Source organism: Mesorhizobium ventifaucium (assembly GCF_935822925.1).
GTDB classification, from domain to species: domain Bacteria; phylum Pseudomonadota; class Alphaproteobacteria; order Rhizobiales; family Rhizobiaceae; genus Mesorhizobium; species Mesorhizobium ventifaucium.
The window spans coordinates 73125-94805 of the sequence record NZ_CAKXZS010000078.1; the positions used below are offsets into that span (position 1 = coordinate 73125).

The following is a 21681-nucleotide window of genomic DNA, read 5'->3' on the forward strand; positions in this document are numbered from 1 at the left end:
CAATTGGATTGTGGCAATTGGATTGTGGCCCGTTTACGAGCAATTCAGAACTTCATTCCAATTTTAGCTTTGGCCGCTAGTGTAGAGTTGTAATGTCGGCGTATGAAAGTCAGAAGTCGGGAGGAACCGCGCCACGGCGCGTGTTTTCGCTCGCCTTGCTTTCCGCCTTGCTATGCTCGACTGCACTGATTGGCGCGAGCGGAAATGCGGCCGCTTTCGAGATCTTCGGCATCAAGCTGTGGGGATCGTCCGAGGATGAAGATGCCGACATCGTCGATCCGCTGCGCTACGCAGTGACAATCCAGGCGCCCGACGCCGACGAGGATCTTGCCGAGAAACTCGAAAACGCCTCGGCGCTGAAGGACGACGAAGAACGTCCGGTCTCCGGTTCGCTGGGCCTGCTGGCCAAGGCGCGTGCCGACCGCGATCAGCTTGTCGCCGCCCTTTATGCGGACGCCCGCTACGAGGGCGTCGTCACCATTACTATCGAAGGCAAGCCGCTCGACGATTTGCCGCCCGACGCCGAATTCTCGGGTCCGCAGCCGATTCCAGTGGTGATCAACATTGCGACCGGGCCGAAGTTCACGCTTGGCGACATCAGTCTGGAGGGCGACGCGGCGGGGCTGGCTGGCGCCGATTTCGGCCTGCTCGCCGGCGGCGATGCCAGTTCCGGTGCCGTGCTCAAGGCCGAGGCGTCGATCGTGCGGGCGCTCAAGGAGGACGGCAGGCCGCTGGCCAAGGTGACGGCCCGCGAGATCGTTGCCGATCACGCCACCTCGACACTCGACGTGAAGCTGACCGTGGCCGCCGGGCCGGTTGCCGGCTACGGCGACACCACCGTCGAAGGCACCGAGAAGGTCGACCGCGATTTCACCGAATATATGACCGGCCTGAAGCGCGGCCGCCAATATTCGCCGGAAGAGGTCGACGAGGCGCGCGACCGGCTGCTCGGGCTGGAAGTCTTCAACAGCGTGACGCTGAAGGAGGCCGACAGTCTCGACGCTGACGGCAATATCCCGATCGGCGTCGAGGTGAGCGAGCGCAAGCCGCGCTATTTCGGCCTTGGCGGCACCTTCTCCAACACCGAGGGGCTCGGCCTCGAGGGCTATTGGGGTCACCGCAATCTGTTCGGCCGTGCCGAAAAGCTGCGCATCGAGGGCGCAATCAGCGGCATCGGCAGCAATGAGTTTACCGAGCTGAACTACAATGCCGGCATCATGTTCGAAAAGCCGGGCGTGGTCGGGCCGGCGTCTAAATTCTTCGTCGGCGTCAGCACCGTATTAGAGCATCCCGACGCCTACGACAATTTCTCTGTCAAGGGCAACACCGGCCTGTCTTATGAACTCGACAGGCAGCAGACGGTTTCCGCGGAAGTCGCGCTCGACTATTCGAAGATCCACGATTCTTTCGGCAAGCACACCTATCTGATCGCCAGCGTTCCGCTGCGATATGTCTACGACAACCGCGACAGCCGGCTCAACCCGACGACGGGATTCAGGGCGCTGGCCTATGCCGAGCCGAGCTACGACATTTTGAACGGTGCGGCCTTCGTCAAGCTGAGGGGCGAAGGATCGGCCTATCAGTCGCTCGACGCGGCTTCGAAATTCGTGCTTGCCGAACGAGTCGTCATCGGCTCGATCGTCGGCGCCGGCCTTCAGGATGTTCCGGCCAACCGGCGCTTCTATGCCGGCGGCGGCGGCTCGGTGCGCGGTTATGCCTATCAGGGCATCGGTCCGAAGGACGCCGACGGAGAGCCGATCGGCGGGCTTTCGCTCTTCGAGACCTCGGTCGAGATGCGCATCGCCATCACCGACACGATCGGCGTCGTGCCGTTCGTCGATGCCGGCACCGTCTCGACCAATCAATTCCCGGATTTTTCGGGCATGAACGTCGGCGCCGGCGTCGGCTTGCGCTATATTACGCCGTTCGGACCGCTGCGCATCGATGCGGCGGTGCCGCTCAACCGGGATCCCGATGACCCGCATTTCGGCATCTATGCCGGCATCGGCCAGGCGTTTTGATGACAATGTTCAAGCGCATCCTTCGCATTGCCCTTTATACGCTGCTCGCCGTGGTGGCGGCGGTGGTCGGTGCGCTCGTCGTGCTGACCAAGACCGAGCGCGGCCGCGCCAATCTCGCCGGCATCGTCTCCAACGTGGCGTCGACCGATGACCGGAAGGTCACGGTCAGCGGCATCGACGGCATCTGGTCCGGAGCCCTGACGGTCGACCATGTCGTGCTGGAGGATCGCCAGGGCGCCTGGCTGGTGGCGCGCAAGGTGGCCGTCGACTGGTCGCCGCTGGCGCTTCTGTCGAAAAACTTCAGCGCCGGCCGCGTCGCCGCCGATCGCATCGAGCTGGCGCGGCTGCCGGTGGCCGGCACGCAGCCGAGCCAAGGTGGCGCCACCACGCTGCCGGTGTCGCTCGACATCAAGCAGATCGACCTGCCGGAAATCGCGCTCGGGCAGGCGCTGGCCGGCAGCGATATCGCCGAGCTCGCGGCCAAGGGATCGTTCAAGGCCGACGCAGCGCCATTGGCGCTCGAAACCAGCCTCAACATCACCCGCCACGACGGCAGGCAAGGCAAGGTCGACGCCAACATCCATTTCGCGCCCGCCGACAACAAGCTGGATCTCGATCTGAAGGCATCGGAGCCGGCCGGCGGCATCATCGCCAATCTCCTCAAATTGCCCGATGCGCCGCCGGTCAACATCGTCGTCACCGGCACCGGGCCGGTCGCCAACTGGAGCGGCATCGGTACCTTCGTCGTCGACGGCCAGATCGTCACCCAGCTCACCGGTCGCCACCAGCTCACCGACAAGGGCAACTATGTCGAGGCCAAGGGCGACGGCGACTTCCAGCGCTTCTTGCCCGACAATCTGAAATCCTTGTTTACCGGCAAGACCAGCTTCGACTTCGCCGGAACCGCGATCGTGACGGGCGGCGTCGAGGTCGAGCGCGCCAGCATCGACAGCGATGCCGTGCATGGCACCGCTGCGGGCATCATCGACCCCAACGGCGCCAGCGACCTTTCGGTGGAGCTCGCCGCCAAGGGGCCGCCAATCGTGCTCAGCCTCGGCGCCGCGGCGCAGCCGGTGACGGTCGCGATCAACGGTGCCACGGCCCGCGCGTTCGGCGGCGGCAAGGCGCCGATAATCGACATCGGCGCGTCCCTGGTCTCGGTGGTGGCAGGCGGCACGCGGGTGGACGATCTCGTGGCCGAAATCCATTCCGACGGCTTCGACATCCAGGACCGCAGCGGACCGGTCACCATCAAGCTTATCGCCGGCGGCCTGAACACCGACGTGGCGACGCTGGCGCCGCTGGTGACCGGCAGGGTCACCGCGGACCTCGCCGGGTCGGTCAGCAAGGAGGAGATCGTCGTCGATCAAGGCACGCTGCGCAGCGATGCGCTCAATGCCTCGGTGACATCCAGGGTGACGCTGGCCGATCTGGCGATGACGCTCAAGATGAATGCCGATGCGGTCTCGACTGCGCTACCGCCGCAGATCCGCCCGGTTCTCGGCGAGCGTGTGACATTCTCGGCGACCGCGACCCGCGACCCGCAAGGCTTGTTTGCCGCCAATGCGCTGCAACTCACATCGGGCTCGCTCAGCGCCAGCGGCACCGCCAGCGCGACGGGCACCGACATCCAGGCCGACATCAGGGGCACGCTCGGCGACGTTTCGGTGCTGTCGCCGATGGTCGGCGTACCGGTCGGCGGGGCCGTCAATTTCGCGCTGACGGCGAGCGGCGCGCGCTCGGCGCCGGATTTCTCGGTCTCGGCCGACAGCGACAGCCTGACGGCGTCGGGCCGGACGGTCAAGACGATCAAGCTGACTGCGACGGGCAAGGCCGACATCGTCAATCCGGCTGCCGATGTCGCACTGACCGGGTCCGTCGACGACCAGCCGCTCGAACTCAGGGCATCGTTGGTGACGCGCGACGGAACGCGTTCCGTCAACGGGCTTAGCCTGGCGCTGGCCGACAACAAGATCTCGGGCGCTCTCGTGCTCGACGACAGCTTGCTGCCGCTCGGCACGCTGACACTCGAAGCGCCTGATATCGGCCCGATGGCGGCGCTTGCCGGGCAGACGGCGGCCGGCGACGTGCAGGGCAGCATCCGCCTCTCGAATGATGGTGGCGCGCCGACGGTAGCCATCGATATGACGAGCGGGTCTATTTCGCGCGGCGATCTGGCGGCGAAGACCATCGCCGTCAACGCGCTGGTCGCCAACTACCTCAAGTCACCGGCGATCTCCGGCACGATCAAGGCCGATACGGTCACATCGGGAACCACCGTGATCAGCGGCATCGGTGTCGATTTGAAGCGTGACGGCGACTGGACCGGCTTTTCCGGCGGCGCCACCGTCGCCGACATTCCGGCCAGGGCCGAAGGCAGGGTGAAGATCGCCGACGGCACGACAAGTGTCGAGATCGCCTCCGGCGAAGCGACCATTCGCGGCATCAAGGCGGCGATCGCGCAGCCGTCGAGCTTAAGCATCGCCAATGGCGTCGCCAGCATCGAAAAGCTGATGCTCGATGTCGGCGGCGGATCGGTGACTGTGTCCGGCACCGCCGGCCAGACGCTTGATCTTGCGGCAGAGTTTTCCGGGCTGCCGGCCGCCCTGGCCAATGATTTTTCACCCGGCCTCGACGCCGCGGGCAGGCTCGGTGGAACGGCGCAGGTGACCGGACCGTCGGCAGCCCCAGACATTCGTTTCGATGCGCAGCTCGGCGGCGCCGAGACCAGCCAGACCCGCCAGGCGGGGCTCGGGCCGCTCAACCTCGATGCGGCAGGCAGCTTCTCCTCCGCCGGTGGCGTCGCCATCAACCGCGCGATGCTTTCAGGAGACAAAATTTCCGGCAAGGCCGCCGGCACCATCAATCCGAACGGCGCCAGCGATTTTTCGCTCGACCTGGCTTCGACCGGCCCGAGCCTGCCGCTGGCGCTTGGCAGCACCGAGAGCCCGATCAAGCTCGAGTTGCAGGCGCTGTCGGTGGAGGTCGCGGGGCAGGGCATGCAATCGACGCTGAATATCTCCGCGACACTGCCGTCGGTCGCCACCAACCTCGCCAAGGCCGAAGGCATTGCGCTTGCGCTCCATTCCGACGCCTTCGATCTGAAGGGCCGGACAGGGCCGATCTCCGGCACGGTGACGGCGGACAAGATCGGCCTGGACAATCCGACCATCGCGCCGCTGCTCGCCGGAAAGATCACCGCCAAGGTCGCCGGCGATCTCGCTACCGATACCATCGTCATCGACAGCGGCTCGGTGACGAGCGAGGTGCTGGACAGCGGCTTTAATGGAAGGGTCTCGCTGGCCGATGGCGCCATCGATCTCAACCTCAGGGCGGTTGCGGCTTCCGCAGCACTGCCGGCGGCAGTGCGCGGCGTGCTCGCCGAGCGGACGCAGCTCAGCGCGGCACTGAAGCGCGACGCCAACGGCAATGTTACCGCCAACGCCATCAGGCTGGTATCAGGTGCATTCAGCGCCGACGGGCAGGCCAGCCTCGCCGACAACAAGGTCACCGCCGACGTCAGGGGCGCGCTGGCCGACATCTCGCTTCTGTCCGGGGATGCCAAAGGCGCCATAACGTTCGCACTGAACGCGCAGGGCGCTGGTACAGCGCCGGACCTGTCGCTGACGGTCCACAGCGACCGGCTTTCGGTGGCGGCGCGAGAGATCACCGGGCTAAAGCTCACCGCGACGGGGAAGGGCGACATCGCCAGCCCGGCGGCCGATATCTCGCTCACCGGATCCGTCAATGACGAGCCACTCGATTTCAAAGCGTCGCTGGTAACGCGCCAGGGAAAGCGGTCCATAAACGGACTGAGCCTGTCACTGGGCGACAACAAAGTTTCGGGCGACCTTGCTCTCGACGATCGATTCCTGCCGCTCGGCACGGTGGCGCTGGATCTACCCGATATCAGTCCGCTCGCAGCCCTGGCGCTGGAAAAAGCTAACGGCGACGTGCGTGGCACGATCGCTTTCTCGAAGACCGGCAATGCGCCTGATGTCGCCATCAAGGCGACCACAGATTCAATTTCGCGCGGCGATCTTTCGGCAAAGACGGTCACCATCGATGCGCTGATTGCCAACTATCTCGCCGCACCGGTGATCTCCGGAAAAATCCGTGCCGACAGCGTCACCTCCGGCGGCACCGTCATTCGCGGCATCGATGTCGATCTGACCCGCGACGGCGACTGGACCGGCTTTTCCGGCGGCGCCACCGTCAAGGACATTCCGGCCAGGGCCGAAGGCAGGGTGAGGATCGCGGACGGCACGACAAGCATCGAGATCGCCTCCGGCGACGCGACCATTCGCGGCATCAAGGCGGCGGTCGCGCAGCCGTCGAGCTTAAGCATCGCCAATGGCACCGCAAGCATCGAAAAGCTGATGCTCGATGTCGGCGGCGGATCGGTGACCGTGGCCGGCACCGCCGGCCCGACGCTCGACCTCGCGGCGGAGTTTTCCGCACTGCCGGCCGCCCTGGCCAATGATTTTTCACCCGGCCTCGACGCCGCGGGCAGGCTCGGTGGAACGGCGCAAGTGACGGGACCGTCGGCAGCCCCCAACATTCGTTTCAAGGCGCAGCTCAGCGGCGCCGAGACCAGCCAGACCCGCCAGGCGGGGCTCGGGCCGCTCACCTTCGATGCGGCAGGCAGTTTCTCCTCCGCCGGCGGCATTGCTATCGACCACGCGATGCTTGCCGGGGACAAAATTTCCGGCAAGGCCGCCGGCACCATCAATCCGAACGGCGCCAGCGATTTTTCGCTCGACCTGGCCTCGACCGGGCCGAGCCTGCCGCTGGCGCTTGGCAGCACCGAAAGCCCGATCAAGCTCGAGTTGCAGGCGCTGTCGGTGAAGGCTGCGGGGCAGGGCACGCAGCCGCAGCTCGACATTTCCGCTGTTCTGCCTTCGGTCGCGACGAATTTTAGTGATGTCGAGGGGCTCACGCTGGCATTGCACTCGGACGCTTTCGACGTGAAGAGCCGGACGGGGCCGATCTCCGGCACGGTGACGGCAAACAAGATCGACCTGGACAATCCTACCATAGCGCCGCTGATCGCCGGCAGGATCACGGCACAAGTCGCCGGCAGCCTGGCGACCGACACCATCGTGATCGACAGCGGGTCGGTAACGGGCGACGCGCTGAACACCGGCTTCAACGGAAGGGTCTCGCTGGCCGACGGCGCCATCGATCTGAACCTCAGGGCGGATGCGGCTTCCGCAGCGCTGCCGGCGGCAGCGCGCGGTGTGCTCGCGGAGCGGACAGAACTCAGTGCCGCGCTGAAGCGCGACGCCAATGGCAATGTCACCGCCAACGCGATCAGGCTGGTGTCCGGCGCGCTGACCGCCGACGGGCAGGCCAGCCTTGCCGACAACAAGCTCACCGTCGACATCAAAGGCGCGCTGGCCGACATCTCGCTTCTGTCCGGGGATGCCAACGGCGCCATCGCCTTCGCGCTGAATGCACAAGGCGCCAGCACCGCGCCCGACCTGTCGCTGACGGTCAACAGCGACCGGCTTTCGGTGGCCGAACGCGAGATCACCGGGCTGAGGCTCACCGCCACCGGCAAGGCCGATGCCGCCAACCCGGCGGCCAATGTCCAATTGACCGGAAATGTCGCCGGCCAGCCCCTGCAAGGCAGTGCCGTGCTGGCTACATCCGACGGCAAGCGCGCCATCGACGGGCTTCTGCTGTCGCTCGGCAAGAACCGGATATCAGGCGACCTGGCGCTTGATGAGGCGTTCGTGCCTGAAGGCACCGTGGCGCTCGACCTGCCCGACATCGGACCGCTCGCAGCCCTTGCGCTGGAAAAGGCGGAAGGCGACGTGCGCGGCATGATCGTCTTCGCGAAGGCCGGCAATGCGCCTGAGGTCACCATCAAGGCTTCGACGGCGTCGATTTCACGCGGCGATGTTTCGGCGAAGACGGTGACTATCGACGCATCGATCGCCAACTATCTCGCGGCACCGGTGATCTCCGGAAAAATCCGGGCCGATAGCGTCACCTCCGGCGGCACCGTCATTCGCGGCATCGATGTCGATCTGACCCGCGACGGCGACTGGACCGGCTTTTCCGGCGGCGCCACCGTCAAGGACATTCCGGCCAGGGCAGCCGGTCGCGTCAGGGTCGCCAACGGCACGACGACGGTCGAGCTCACCTCCGGCGAGGCGACCATGCGCGGCATCAAGGCAGCGATCGCCCAGGCCTCGACCATCACCATCGCCAACGGCACCACCAGCCTGGACAGGCTCGCACTCAACCTCGGCGGCGGCACGGCGACGGTTTCGGGCAAGGTCGGGGAGGCGCTCAATCTCAACACGACGCTGGCGCAGGTGCCGATGTCGCTCGCCAACAGTTTCTCGCCGGGCCTCGATGCCGCCGGCTCGATCTCTGGCACGGTGACGGTGACGGGCGCGCCGGCCAATCCGGCCGTCGCCTTCAAGATCGACGCCGCAGGCGTCCAGACGTCGCAGACCCGCGGCGCCGGTTTCGGCGGCATGGGCGTTTCGTCCTCCGGCACGTTTTCCGGCAACCGACTGGCCTTCGAGGCCAACATGAGCGATGCCGCCGGTCTCGGCCTCAAGGGCGGCGGCACGATGACGACGTCGGGCACGCCGACGCTTGACCTCGACTTTTCCGGCAAGGTGCCGTTCGCCTTCCTCACCCGGACACTGGCCGCGCAAGGCCTGTCGTTGAGCGGCACGGCCGACGTCAATTTGAGGGTGCGCGGCCCGGCGACGGCGCCGGTGATCACAGGCACGGTCCGCACGTCAGGCGCCCGCCTGATCGATGCACGCTCGGGACTTGCGATCAACGATATCACCGCCGATGTGGCGATCGGCGGTGGCGTCGCCAGGATCAACCGCCTGACCGGCAATTTGTCGACGCGCGGCAGCCTGTCGGCCAGCGGCACGGTCGGCATCAATCCGGCGCAAGGCTTTCCGGCCGACCTGTCGGTCAAGCTCGTCGACGGCCGCTACACCGACGGCAGGGTGGTCACCGCCAATCTCAGTGGCGACCTGACCATCAAGGGGCCACTCACATCGGCGCCGGTGATCTCGGGCACGATCAACCTGGCCAAGACCGTCATCACCGTTCCCGAAAAGCTGCCGGGCTCGCTTGCGGCGCTCAACGTCAGGCACAAGAACGCACCGGCCGCAGTGCGCGCGCAAGACAAGGCGTTGCGCCCGGCAACGGCGAGCGGCAGCAGCGCTGGTGGCGGCCTCAACCTCGATGTCACGGTCAACGCGCCCAGCCAGATCTTCATCCAGGGCAGGGGTGTCGATGCCGAGCTTGGCGGTTCGCTGCGGCTGACGGGCCCGGCATCGTCGCCGCAAGCGGTCGGCACCTTCACCTTGCAGCGCGGGCGGCTGTCGATCCTGGCCAAGCGGCTGACCTTCACCGAAGGCACCGTCGGCTTTTCGGGGTCGCTGGTGCCTTATCTCAATCTGACAGCGACATCGACGACGAGCAGCACCACCGTCACCATCGTGGTTTCGGGCGAGGCCACCAATCCGAAATTCAACTTCTCGTCGGTGCCGGCGCTGCCGGAAGACGAGGTTCTGGCGCAACTGATCTTCGGCCGCTCGATGTCGAACCTGTCGCCGCTGCAGATCGCCCAGCTTGCCGAAGCCGCCGCGCAACTGGCCGGTATCGGCGGCTCGACTTCGCTGCTCCAGAACCTGCGCAGCGCCATCGGCGTCGACGATCTCGACGTCATCACCGACGAGGAGGGCGGCACCGCGGTCTCGGCCGGCAAATATCTCAACGACCGCACCTATGTGACGATCCAGAAGGGCGACAAGCCGGGTTCGGGCAAGGCGGCGATCGATCTCGATGTCGGCCGCGGCGTCAAATTGCGCGGCGAAGCCACCGACGCCGGCGAAGCCAAGGGCGGCGTTTTCTACGAACGCGAGTATTGAGCCGGCGGGCGCGAAAGGCTCTGGCAGTCCGACAGTCGTCGCCGTTCTGGCACCCTGTCCGGGATCGGCTGGCACTGTGCAAAGTTTCGCTAGATGCGAAATTATGCATGTCGTTGTCGCAAAACCGCTGCGCACTTTTGCGCGACATGCATGAGGATTATGCGCAAATCAAAGTGCTACAGCGTCCGTTGCGCGTCCAATCGGACGTGCGGCGCTGTGGTGAATGTCTCAGTTTGATCGATGCCGGAGATTCGAACGAAATCTGCCGGGCAATAGCAATTTTGCGCCAAGACTGTCGTTATCACGCGAACTGCTTCCCTTCCAAAGTTGCACATTCCTTGGCATGTTCCCAACCCGTGCCGTTTTTGACATCATGGCCCGGATGCGGAATGGTAAAAGGCAGAAAGCCAACAATGGGAGTTCTCGATGACAATCTACAAGAGTAACGGCGATCGCGTTCCGGATCACATCCACGCAATGGCCGAAGAAGCCAGGGCCGGACGTGTCGATCGCCGCGAGTTTCTCGCTTTGGCCAGCGTCTTCGGCGCGTCCACGGCTATGGCCTATGGAATGCTCGGCCTCGCCGACCCGACGCCGGCGAGAGCGCAGGACGCGCAGGGCAAGAAGGGCGGCATATTGAAGGTCGCAATGTGGATCAAGGATCCGAAGGATCCGCGCAAGGCAGACTGGTCGGAAATCGCCAATGCCGAGCGCCAGGCGCTCGAGCCGCTGGTCAAGTACACAAACGAATACACGTTTCGCCCCTACCTGCTCGAGAATTGGGACGTCAATGACGACGCCACCGAATACACGCTGCATGTGCGCAAGGGCGTCACCTGGAACAACGGCGATCCGTTCACCGCCGACGACGTCATCTTCAACTTCAAGCGTTGGGCCGACAAGAAGGCCGAAGGCAATTCCATGCCCGGTCGTCTCGGCTCGCTGGTCAAGGACGACAAGCTGGATGAGAGCGCCGTCACCAAGGTCGACGAACACACGGTCAAGCTGACGCTCAGCTCGCCGGATATCGCGCTCATCCCCAACGTGTGCGACTATCCCGGCCTCGTCGTCCACAAGACCTTCGACGAAAAGGGCGGCGATTTCAAAGCCTGCCCGATCGGCACCGGCCCATTTGAACTGGTCTCCTACGATGTCGGCCAGAAGGTCGTCTACAAACGCCGCGAAGACAACAAGTGGTGGGACGGCGAGGTCTTTCTCGACGGCATTGAGTTCATCGACTATGGCACCGATCCGGCGGCGATGGTCAGCGCTTTCGAAGCCGGCGAAGTCCATACCAATTTCGAGACGTCGGCCGACTATGTGTCGATCCTCGACGGTGTCGATCTGGTCAAGTCCGAGGTGGTCACCGCTTCGACGATCGTCTGCCGCACTAATGTGACCAACAAGCCTTATGACGATCAGAAGGTTCGCAACGCGCTGCAGCTTGCGGTCGACAACGCTGTCGTTCTGCAGCTCGGCTACGGCAATGCCGGCACAGTTGCCGAAAACCACCATGTCTCGCCGATCCATCCGGAATACTACGAACTGGCGAAGATTGCCCGCGATCCGGCCAAGGCAAAGGCGCTGATGGAGGAAGCCGGCCAGGCCGACTTCGAGCACGAGCTGATCACGGTCGACGAAGACTGGCACAAGAACACCGGCGATGCGATCGCCGCGCAGATTCGCGACGCCGGCATCAAGGTCAAGCGCACGGTGCTGCCGGGCTCGACGTTCTGGAACGACTGGACCAAATACCCGCTGTCGATGACCAACTGGAACATGCGGCCGCTCGGCGTCCAGGTTCTGGCGATCGGCTATCGCACCGGTGAAGCCTGGAACGAGACGGGCTGGGCGAATGCCGAGTGGGATGCCAAGCTCAACGCTGCGCTCGCCGTTGCCGACCCCGCCAAGCGCAAGGAGATGATGAAGGACGTCGAGCAGATCCTGCAGGATTCCGGCATCATCATCCAGCCCTATTGGCGCAAGCTCTACAGTCATTCGGTGGCTGCCGTTAAGAACTACGGCATGCACCCGACCTTCGAGCGCGACTACGGCAAGGTCTGGCTCGACGAGGTGGCCTGATCGGATCGATCGTGGAAGGGGCGGTTCGCCCCTTCCAGCCACGCCATGCATGATTCCAGAAACCGAAAACAGGCGCAGCAAGAAAAGCGCGGACTCTTCGGGCAGGGGCGTGCAATAAGACAGGGTTGATCGCATTCTGAGGGTCCGTTTGACAGCCAGCTCTGCCGATCGCGGCTGAACTGGCTCCAAGCCGGCCTCAACCCCAACCAGACCGGCAGGGGACCGCCATGCTTTCTTTCATCCTTCGACGCCTCGGCACCATGGCATTGACGATGCTGTGCCTGACGATGGTCGTGTTCTTCCTGATCAATCTCGATCCCAATCTGAAAAAGCTGGCAATCAGCCAGACCGAAATGCACACCTCGGCCGAGCAGCTCGAAAGCTGGCTGGTCAACCATGGCTACCGCCAGAATTTCTTCTCCCGCTATGCTCAATGGCTGGGTATCGTACCCAAACAGCCGGTCACAGACCCGGCAACCGGCAAACCCGCGCGACGTTTTGCCTTCTGCAACGATCCTGTCGAGCCGACATTCTCAGGTGTGCTGCAGGGTGACTTCGGCTGCTCGACCAAGTTCAAGACGACGGTCGCGTCGAAGCTTTTCCCGGCGCTTGGCGCCACCGGCATCCTGATGTTCTGGGTGCTTGTGGTGATGGTGCCGATCTCGCTGCTGATCGGCATCCTCGCCGGCATGCGCGAAGGCTCGCGAACCGACCGGACATTGTCTGTCGCCTCGATCGCCTCGACGGCGACGCCTGAATATGTCTCGGGCGTCATTTTCACCGTCATCTTTGCCTCATGGCTCGGCCTGCTGAACGGTTCGGCGGCTTCGGCCAGCCGGGGCATCACCTTCTACAACTTCACCTTGCCGGTGATGACGCTGGCGATCTACGGCATCGGCTATATCGCCCGCATGACCCGCGCCTCGATGGTCGAGGTGATGACGCAGCAATATATCCGCACCGCCCGGTTGAAGGGCCTCGCCTTCGGCAGCGTCGTGGTCAAACACGCGCTGCGCAACGCGCTGATCGCGCCGTTCACTGTCATCATGCTGCAATTTCCCTGGCTGCTGACCGGCGTCGTCATCGTCGAGGTGATGTTCCGCTACCAGGGGTTTGGCTACACGCTGGTCGAGGCGGCCGGCAACAACGATATCGATCTTTTGCTCGGCTGCTCCCTGGTCTCGGTGTTCATCGTCCTGATCACGCAGCTCATTTCCGATGTCGGTTACGCGTTTCTCAATCCGCGTATCAGAGTTCAATAGGGGATCGGGCGGATGCAGCTTGAATATATCGGCGCCTTCGATGTGGTGCTTGGCGTGCTTGCGCGTTTCTGGCCGGTCTGGATCTCTCTCGTCCTGGTGATGGGGGCGAGCTTCGCCTACAAGAAGAGACTTGGCCTCTACGGTCAACTCTTTGACAGCAGCGTCGGCATCGTCGGCGTCGGCATCTGCCTGTTCTGGCTATTCACGGCGATCTTCGCGTCGACCGTCTCGCCGTTCAATCCGCTTGTCCAGATCCCGATCATGAAGGACGCGCTGCCGGGCGCGGTCGAGCCGCAATCGGGACTTGTCTACCTGTTCGGCGGCGACAAGCTTGCCCGCGACGTGTTCAGCCGCATGGTCTACGGCAGCCAGATCGTGCTGATCATCGCGCCGGCGGCGACTGGTTTTGCGCTGATGGTCGGCATCACGCTCGGCCTGCCGGCCGGCTATTATGGCGGCAGGATCGACACGGTGCTGTCATTCCTCGCCAATCTGGTGCTCGCCTTCCCTGTGATCCTGCTGTTCTACCTCTTGGTGACGCCGGGCATCATGGAGACACCGATTCCCTATGCGATGGCCGGCCTGTTCTTCCTGTTCCCGATTATCTTCTTCAGCGTGCTGTTCTGGACGCGCTACAAGAAACGGCCCGACCGCCTTTACATCCTGCTGGGGCTGACGCTGATCGTTGGCGGCTGGGTCTATGCCGGCCTGGTCTTCGATGCCGATCCGTTCAGGATCATCCATATCGATCCCAACCAGCTCAACATCTTCGTGGCGGTGGTGTTCGCCTCCAGCCCCGGCGTGTTCCGCATCGTGCGCGGCCTGGTCATGGACATCAAAACGCGCGACTATGTGGCGGCGGCGCAGACACGCGGTGAATCGCCCTGGTACATCATGCTGTGGGAGATACTTCCCAACGCACGCGGCCCGCTGATCGTCGACGCCTGCCTGCGTATCGGCTACACCACGATCCTGCTCGGCACGCTCGGCTATTTCGGCCTCGGGCTGGCGCCCGAGAGCCCGGACTGGGGCACCGCGATCAAGGACGCCAGTCGGCTGCTGCGCTCCTTCATCCATCCGGCGCTGCCGCCGACGATCGCGCTGATGTCGTTCGTGCTGGGCCTTAATCTGCTGGCCGACTCGCTGCGTGAGCAATCGATGAAAGATTGATGGACGGGTTCTCGACCCGATATGCTTGAAAGAACAAGGATTGGAGCGACCCATGAATGAGGCAGTTCGAAATCCCGCCAAGCCGACCAATGGTCCGATCATCGAGATCGAGAACCTGTCGATCTCCTTCTTCACCCGCAAGGGTGAGATACCGGCTGTCATGGACTTCTCCTGCACGGTCATGCCTGGCGAAGCGATGGGCATCGTCGGCGAATCTGGCTGCGGCAAGTCGACCGTGTCGCTCGGCATCATGCGCGACCTCTCCAACATCGGAAAGATCGTCGGCGGCCGGATAAAGTTCCAGGGCAAGGACATGGGCGAGTTGTCCGACGAGGAACTGCGCGCCATCCGCGGCAACAAGATCGCGATGATCTACCAGGAGCCGATGGCCAGCCTGAACCCGGCGATGAAGGTCGGCCAGCAACTGATGGAAGTGCCGCTGATCCACGACAAGGTGTCGAGGGAAGAAGCTTATAAACGCGCGCTGGAAATGGTGCGCTCGGTCAGGCTGCCCGATCCGGAGCGCATGATGCGCTCCTTTCCCCACCAGCTTTCTGGTGGCCAGCAACAGCGCATCGTCATCGCCATGGCGCTGCTGTCGAAGCCGGCGCTGCTGCTGCTTGACGAGCCGACGACGGCGCTCGACGTGACAGTCGAAGCCGGCATCGTCGACCTGGTCAAAGGGCTTGGCGAGAAGTTCGGCACCTCGATGATCTTCGTGTCGCACAATCTCGGCCTGATCCTGGAAACCTGCGACCGCATCACGGTGATGTACTCGGGCGAAGCGGTGGAGACCGGCAAGATCAAGGACGTCTTCGACCGGATGCGCCATCCCTACACGCAAGGCCTGTTCCGCTCGATCCCGCTGCCCGGCGCCGACAAGAATTCGCGGCCTCTGATCTCTATCCCGGGGCAATTGCCGCTGCCGCACGAGCGGCCGAAGGGCTGCAATTTCGGCCCGCGCTGCCACCATTTCGTCGAGGGCGTCTGCAACGCCGCCGAAATCCCGATGATCGCGGTCGACGGCCATGAAGGCCATTTTTCGCGCTGCGTGCGCTTCAACGAGATCGACTGGGAAGCGCTGCCGCCCGGCGCCAAGAAGGTCAACGAGCGCGTCGAGCCCGGCGCGCCGGTGCTCAAGATCGAGGACCTCAAAAAGTACTACAAGGTCGGCGGCAGCGAGGTGTTCGGCTCGAGCGAGGGCCGCGTCGTCAAGGCCAATGAGACGATCTCCTTCATGGCGCGCGAATCCGAGACCGTCGCCATTGTCGGCGAGTCCGGCTGCGGAAAGTCGACGCTGGCCAAGGTGCTGCTCGGACTGGAGACGGCAAGCTCCGGCAGCGTGACGCTCGGCAACCAGCAAATCCAGTCGATCGGGGTCGAAAACCGCAGCGTCGAGACGGTGTCGTCGATCCAGATGGTGTTCCAGAATCCGTTCGACACGCTCAACCCCAGCCATACCGTCGGGTCGCAGATCATCCGCACGCTGGAAAAGTTCAATGTCGGCAACACCGTTGCCGATCGCCGCAAGCGCATGCTGGAACTACTCGACCTGGTGAAGCTGCCGCGGGCGTTCGAGACCCGCAAGCCGCGCCAGCTTTCAGGCGGCCAGAAGCAACGCATCGGCGTGGCGCGGGCTTTTGCCGGCGATGCCAAGGTGGTGGTGGCCGACGAGCCGGTTTCGGCGCTCGACGTGTCGGTGCAGGCGGCAGTGACCGAGCTGTTGATGGACATCCAGCGCAAGAACAAGACGACGATGCTGTTCATCAGCCACGACCTGTCGGTGGTGCGCTACATCGCCGACCGCGTCGTCGTCATGTATCTCGGCTATATCGTCGAGCAGGGCACGACCGACCAGATCTTTTCGCCGCCCTATCATCCCTACACCGAGGCGCTGCTGTCGGCGATCCCGATCGCCGACACCAGCGTGATCAAGAAGCACATCGTGCTGGAGGGCGACATCCCGTCGGCGATGAACCCGCCAACCGGCTGCCCGTTCCAGACCCGCTGCGGCTACAAGAAGCTGGTGCCGGACAACCTTTGCGAGACGCAGGTGCCGCCGGTCAAGCATCTCGGAGACGGTCATATGAGCCTGTGCTGGCTTGCCGACGACGTGCTGGCGAAAATGGAGCCGGTGATCAAGTTCGACAAGGAGCATGCCGCCAATGAAGGCGTGCCCGACGACGCACCGCAGGGCATCGGTCCGGGCTTCGCCGGCGCTCCGCCCCAGCGTCCGCACGGCAAGAGGCCGAAGCTGACGGACGATTAGATCCGTGGCGCCATCAACGCGCGCATTGGCGTAGCTGCGCGGCGTAGTCCCGAGCCATCTGCTCGGTGGCCCTCGCATAGCGCTGCACGCTGGCATCGCCGCGGTTGCCGCGGCCATAGGCCGTCCAGCCGAGATAATAGGCCAGATAGAGATTGTAGGTGTCGTTGCGGGCGATGCCGAGCGTGTCTGATGTCTTGGAATGATACCAGCCGACGAAATCAACGGCATCGGCGAAGCTGGTGCGACGCGCCGCCCAACTTCCGGTCTCGCTCTGATATTGCGCCCAGGTGCCGTCAAGCGCCTGCGAGAAGCCGGTGGCGCTGGAGACACGTTTCCAGGGAATGAAGCCGAGCAGCTTTTTGCGCGGGGGCCTGGCGTTGCTCTTGAAGCCGGATTCCTTGCGCACCGTCGCCATCAGCACGGGAACCGGCACGCCATGCTTTTGTTCGGCGCGTTCGGCCGCCGCCTGCCAGTTGTCGAACCAGCCGTCATTCTGGTCGAAGACGGCGCAGACATCGTTGATATGGCTCGGCGGCGTCGCGCAGGCCGACAGCGCCAGCAGCACGGCGATCGCTACACTTTTACTAAAACTCGACCTACACATCGGAGCAGGATTAGGCCGAAAACTTAAAAGGAATCTTGCTGCGTTCCTTAACGGTCCATCGGCCACTTTGGTCGGGGCAGAGCGAGGATAGAAATTCCGACGTATTCTGTCGCTTTTGTCGGCATGAAGCTACCAATATGCCGCCTTGGCTAAAATCACGCCCGCGGGTGGCGGATTTCTGACAGCCCGATCGTCGTGCCGGCGCTTTGATACGCCGCATGAACGAACCGAGACGCAAGCGCGGCGCTGAGCGAACCAGCAACAGGGGACCGGCCGCCATCCCGCAACTGCCGTTGCGCCGCGTGACAAATCCTTATCCGCCGATGGCGATGCTCTCGGCCGACCAGATCGAGGCGATCCATCAGGCGTCGATGCATATTCTGGAGAATTTCGGCATCGAGGTGATGAGCCCGCGGGCGCTTTCGCTGTTCGAAAAGGCCGGGGCCAAGGTCGATCATGCGTCGATGATTGTCCGCATCGACCGCGGCATGGTCGACCAGGCACTGGGGACGACGCGGTCGAGCTATACGCTGACGCCGCGCAACCCGGTCCGTGCCGTTCATCTCGGCGGCAACACCATCAATTTTACGCTCGTCGCCGGACCTCCCAACGTGCACGACATGGAACGCGGCCGCCGCGCCGGAAACCTGCGCGACTATTGTGATCTCACCCGGCTGGCGCAGCATTTCAACTGCATCCATATGCTGGGCAACCAGGTCTGCGCACCGGTGGAACTGCCGGCCAATTCACGCCACCTCGACACCTATTTCGCCAATCTGACGCTGACCGACAAAAGTTTTCACGTCTCGGCGATCGGCCGCGGCAGGGCGCTCGACGGCATCGAAATGATGGCGATTTCGCGGGGCTTGAGCCTCGATCAGATGTGCGACAATCCAGGCGTCACCACCATCATCTCGGTCAACTCGCCGCGCCGCTTCGACGAAATGATGGCCGAAGGGCTGATGACCATGGCCGAGTTCGGCCAATCGGTCGCGGTGACGCCGTTCACGCTGATGGGGGCGATGAGCCCGGTGACGCTTGCCGGCGCGCTCGCGCAACAGAATGCCGAGGCACTGTTCGGCGTGGTCTTAACGCAGCTTGTCCGCCCTGGCGCCCCGGTCATGTATGGCGCCTTCACCTCCAATGTCGACATGAAGTCCGGTGCGCCGGCCTTCGGCACGCCGGAGAACACCAAGGCCAACATCGCCTCCGGGCAGTTGGCACGGCGCTATCGACTGCCCTACCGGACGACGCCGGGCTCGGCCTCCAACGCCGCCGACGCGCAAGGCGCCTATGAGACGCTGATGGCGCTGTGGGGCGCGGTGCTCGGCCACGGCAATCTCGTCTACCACGCAGCCGGCTGGCAGGAGGGCGGGCTGACCGCATCGTTCGAAAAGTTCATCATCGACGTCGAGATGATCCAGCACCTGATGGAGTTCTTGCGCCCGATCGAAGTCAACGAGGCGGAACTCGCCGTCGAGGCGCTGGGTGCGGTGCCGACCGGCGGCCATTTCTTCGGCGAGCCGCACACGCTGGAGCGCTATGCAACTGCCTTCTACCAGCCGATGCTCTCCAATTGGCAGAACTACGAGGCCTGGCAGGAGGCCGGCGGGCTAGACACCACGGCGCGGGCGACGCGGCTGTGGAAGAAAGCGCTGGAAGATCATGTCGAGCCGGCGATGGATATTTCCGTGCGCGAGGCGCTGGAGGCGTATGTGGCCAGGCGCAAAGAAGCGATCGGGCAGGGCGAGCCGTGACGCTATGTTGTGCGCCTGCGAGGCGTGCCTTGGCTCCTCCCGCACCGATTCATCTCACCCCTCCAACTCCCTGAAATAACGAGAAAACCCATGAAATCGCATGCTAAGGTCGTGGTCATTGGCGGAGGCGTCGTCGGCTGTTCCGTGCTGTTCCATCTCGCCCGTCACGGCTGGACCGACATTGTGCTTCTGGAGCGCGACGAGCTGACTTCCGGCTCGACCTGGCACGCGGCCGGCGGCATGCATACGATCAACGGCGATCCCAACGTCGCCAAGCTGCAGAAATACACGATCTCGCTCTACAAGGAGATCGAGGAGCTGTCCGGCCAGGCGACCGGCGTGCATCTGACCGGCGGCGTGCTTCTGGCGGCGACCGAGGCGCGGCTCGACTGGCTGCGCGGCGTCGTCGCCAAGGGCCGCTATCTCGGCATCGACCTCGAGGAGATTTCGCCTGATGAGGCGGCCGAGTTGATGCCGCTGCTCGACCCGAAGCAGTTCGTCGGCGCGGTGCGCAACAAGGAGGACGGTCATCTCGACCCGTCCGGCGTCACCCACGCCTATGCCAAGGCGGCCAGAAAACTTGGCGTCGAGGTTGAGCGCTTCACCAAGGTCGAGGATATCGTGCGCCGCGCCGACGGCCTGTGGCGCGTCATCACCAACAAGGGCGAGGTGGTGGCCGAGCATGTCGTCAACGCCGGCGGCCTGTGGGCGCGCGAGGTCGGCCGCATGGTTGGTCTCGAACTGCCGGTGCTGGCCATGGAGCACATGTACCTGATCACCGAGGACATGCCGGAGGTCGCCGCCTGGAACCAGAAGACCGGGACGGAGATCATCCACGCGGTCGATTTCGACGGCGAGCTCTATCTGCGCCAGGAGCGCGGCGGCATGCTGATGGGCACCTATGAGAAGGCCAACAAGCCATGGTCCGAATTTCAGACACCGTGGAATTTCGGCCACGAGCTGCTGGAGCCCGACATCGACCGCATCGCGCCGTCATTGGAAGTCGGCTTCCGGCATTTCCCGGCCTTCCAGAACATCGGCATCAAGCAGATCATCAACGGCCCCTTCACCTTCGCGCCGGACGGCAACCCGCTGGTCGGGCCGGTGCGCGGCCTGCCTGGCTTCTGGGTCGCCTGCGGCGTCATGGCCGGCTTTTCGCAGGGCGGCGGTGTTGGCCTGGCGCTGTCGAACTGGATGATCGAGGGCGATCCCGGCGCCGACATCTGGGCGATGGATGTCTCGCGCTACGGCGACTGGGCAACGATGGCCTACACCAACGCCAAGGTGCGCGAGAATTATTCGCGGCGTTTTTCGATCCGCTTCCCCAATGAGGAGCTGCCTGCGGGGCGGCCGCTCAAGACAACGCCGGTTTACGACCTTTTGTCGGCCAAGGGCGCGCAGTGGGGCGTCGCCTATGGGCTGGAAGTGCCGCTGTGGTATGCGCCCGAAGGCGTCAGGGACGAGTTCTCGTGGCGGCGCTCGAGCGATTTCGAGCATGTCGCAAAAGAGGTGAAGACGGTGCGGACAAGTGTCGGCCTGTCGGAAATCTCGTCATTCGCCAAATACAGGGTGACGGGCGAGGGCGCGGCGGCCTGGCTCGACCGCCTGCTTGCCTGCAAGCTGCCAAAGCCCGGCCGCATGACGCTGGCGCCGATGCTGAAGGAAGACGGCAGGCTGATCGGCGATTTTTCGCTGGCCAATCTCGGCAGCCCCAATTCCAGCGGGGAGGGCTGGTTCCTCGCCGGTTCCGGCATTGCCGAGCAGTATCACATGCGCTGGTTCGAGGCGCATCTGCCGCAAGACGGTTCGGTCATGATCGAGGCGCTGGGGGCGAAGCTGACGGGCCTGTCAATCGCCGGACCGAAGGCGCGGGACGTGCTTGCCAGGGCTACGCGGGCGGATGTGTCGAATGCGGCGTTCCCGTTCATGGCTACGGCCAGGATGGATATCGGCATGGCGCCGTGCCTGGTCGGCCGCGTCAGCTACACCGGCGATCTCGGCTACGAGATCTGGGTGACGCCGGAATATCAGCGTGCCGCGTACCAGACCCTGATGGCGGCCGGCGAAGACTTCGGCATCGGCCTGTTCGGCGCGCGCGCGCTCAACGCGCTGCGACTGGAGAAGAACTACGGCTCGTGGGCGCGCGAATACCGGCCGATCTACGGGCCGCTTGAAGCTGGCCTCGACCGTTTCGTCGCCTACGGGAAAGAAACCGATTTCATCGGCAAGCAGGCGGCACTGGCCGAGCGCCAGCAAGGCGGCAAGCTGCGGCTGCGCGCCTTTGTCGTCGATGCGGCAGACGCCGACGTCATCGGCGACGAGCCGATCTGGTTCGACGGCGCCGTGCGCGGCTGGGTCACGTCAGGCGGCTACGCGCACCATTCAAAGACGTCCGTCGCCTTGGGCTATGTGCCGAAGGAGATCGCCGACGAGGCCGACGGTTTCGAGATCGAGCTGTTGGGCAAGCGCCACGCCGCGCGCATGCAGCCGACGCCGCTGTTCGACGCGAATCTCGAGCGGATGCGCGGGTGAAGGCGGCGCCGTTGGCGCCGCAAGCGATGCGGCGCTATTTGGCGGGTGCTTGTTGAAGTGGGCGATCC

The 21681-nt window shown here is 64.1% G+C and carries 9 protein-coding genes; 8 read left to right on the plus strand and 1 reads right to left on the minus strand.

Translation table 11 applies throughout. The annotated features are described in order from the left end of the window. The first annotated feature begins 92 nt into the window (after positions 1-92). From NMG70_RS31260 to NMG70_RS31285, 6 genes are all read left to right on the plus strand, one after another. On the plus strand, positions 93-2021 hold the full coding sequence (locus NMG70_RS31260) for an autotransporter assembly complex protein TamA (protein ID WP_254028050.1): 1929 nt from the start codon (positions 93-95) through the stop codon (positions 2019-2021). Then, positions 2021-9937, plus strand: a complete 7917-nt coding sequence (locus NMG70_RS31265) for a translocation/assembly module TamB domain-containing protein (RefSeq protein ID WP_254028051.1) — start codon at positions 2021-2023, stop codon at positions 9935-9937. The genes NMG70_RS31260 and NMG70_RS31265 overlap by 1 nt, the downstream gene beginning before the upstream one ends. A gap of 426 nt (positions 9938-10363) precedes the next feature. Beyond that, complete coding sequence (locus NMG70_RS31270) at positions 10364-12019, plus strand: ABC transporter substrate-binding protein (protein WP_254028052.1); 1656 nt, start codon at positions 10364-10366, stop codon at positions 12017-12019. Positions 12020-12246: 227 nt separating this feature from the next. Then, on the plus strand, positions 12247-13281 hold the full coding sequence (locus tag NMG70_RS31275) for an ABC transporter permease (RefSeq protein ID WP_254028053.1): 1035 nt from the start codon (positions 12247-12249) through the stop codon (positions 13279-13281). Between the two features lie 12 nt (positions 13282-13293). Continuing rightward, positions 13294-14451, plus strand: a complete 1158-nt coding sequence (locus NMG70_RS31280) for an ABC transporter permease (protein ID WP_254028054.1) — start codon at positions 13294-13296, stop codon at positions 14449-14451. A 52-nt stretch (positions 14452-14503) separates the two neighbouring features. Beyond that, positions 14504-16720, plus strand: a complete 2217-nt coding sequence (locus NMG70_RS31285; RefSeq protein WP_254028055.1) for a dipeptide ABC transporter ATP-binding protein — start codon at positions 14504-14506, stop codon at positions 16718-16720. 13 nt (positions 16721-16733) lie between these two features. On the opposite strand, the gene NMG70_RS31290 is transcribed toward NMG70_RS31285, so the two are convergent. After that, positions 16734-17324, minus strand: a complete 591-nt coding sequence (locus NMG70_RS31290; protein WP_254028056.1) for a transglycosylase SLT domain-containing protein — start codon at positions 17322-17324, stop codon at positions 16734-16736. Positions 17325-17542: 218 nt separating this feature from the next. On the opposite strand from NMG70_RS31290, the gene NMG70_RS31295 reads away from it, so the two are divergent. Together NMG70_RS31295 and NMG70_RS31300 are read left to right on the plus strand one after the other, a co-directional pair. Next, positions 17543-19081: a trimethylamine methyltransferase family protein gene (locus tag NMG70_RS31295; protein WP_254028057.1), complete on the plus strand. Its 1539-nt coding sequence runs from the start codon at positions 17543-17545 to the stop codon at positions 19079-19081. 90 nt (positions 19082-19171) lie between these two features. Next, complete coding sequence (locus NMG70_RS31300; RefSeq protein ID WP_254028058.1) at positions 19172-21613, plus strand: GcvT family protein; 2442 nt, start codon at positions 19172-19174, stop codon at positions 21611-21613. Positions 21614-21681 lie beyond the last annotated feature (68 nt).

Bases quoted from the DNA above. Each gene is read 5' to 3' on its own strand.
- NMG70_RS31260 (WP_254028050.1), top strand. From the start codon at position 93: ATGTCGGCGTATGAAAGTCAGAAGTCGGGAGGAACCGCGCCACGGCGC.
- NMG70_RS31265 (WP_254028051.1), top strand. From the start codon at position 2,021: ATGACAATGTTCAAGCGCATCCTTCGCATTGCCCTTTATACGCTGCTC.
- NMG70_RS31270 (WP_254028052.1), top strand. From the start codon at position 10,364: ATGACAATCTACAAGAGTAACGGCGATCGCGTTCCGGATCACATCCAC.
- NMG70_RS31275 (WP_254028053.1), top strand. From the start codon at position 12,247: ATGCTTTCTTTCATCCTTCGACGCCTCGGCACCATGGCATTGACGATG.
- NMG70_RS31280 (WP_254028054.1), top strand. From the start codon at position 13,294: ATGCAGCTTGAATATATCGGCGCCTTCGATGTGGTGCTTGGCGTGCTT.
- NMG70_RS31285 (WP_254028055.1), top strand. From the start codon at position 14,504: ATGAATGAGGCAGTTCGAAATCCCGCCAAGCCGACCAATGGTCCGATC.
- NMG70_RS31290 (WP_254028056.1), bottom strand. From the start codon at position 17,324: ATGTGTAGGTCGAGTTTTAGTAAAAGTGTAGCGATCGCCGTGCTGCTG.
- NMG70_RS31295 (WP_254028057.1), top strand. From the start codon at position 17,543: ATGAACGAACCGAGACGCAAGCGCGGCGCTGAGCGAACCAGCAACAGG.
- NMG70_RS31300 (WP_254028058.1), top strand. From the start codon at position 19,172: ATGAAATCGCATGCTAAGGTCGTGGTCATTGGCGGAGGCGTCGTCGGC.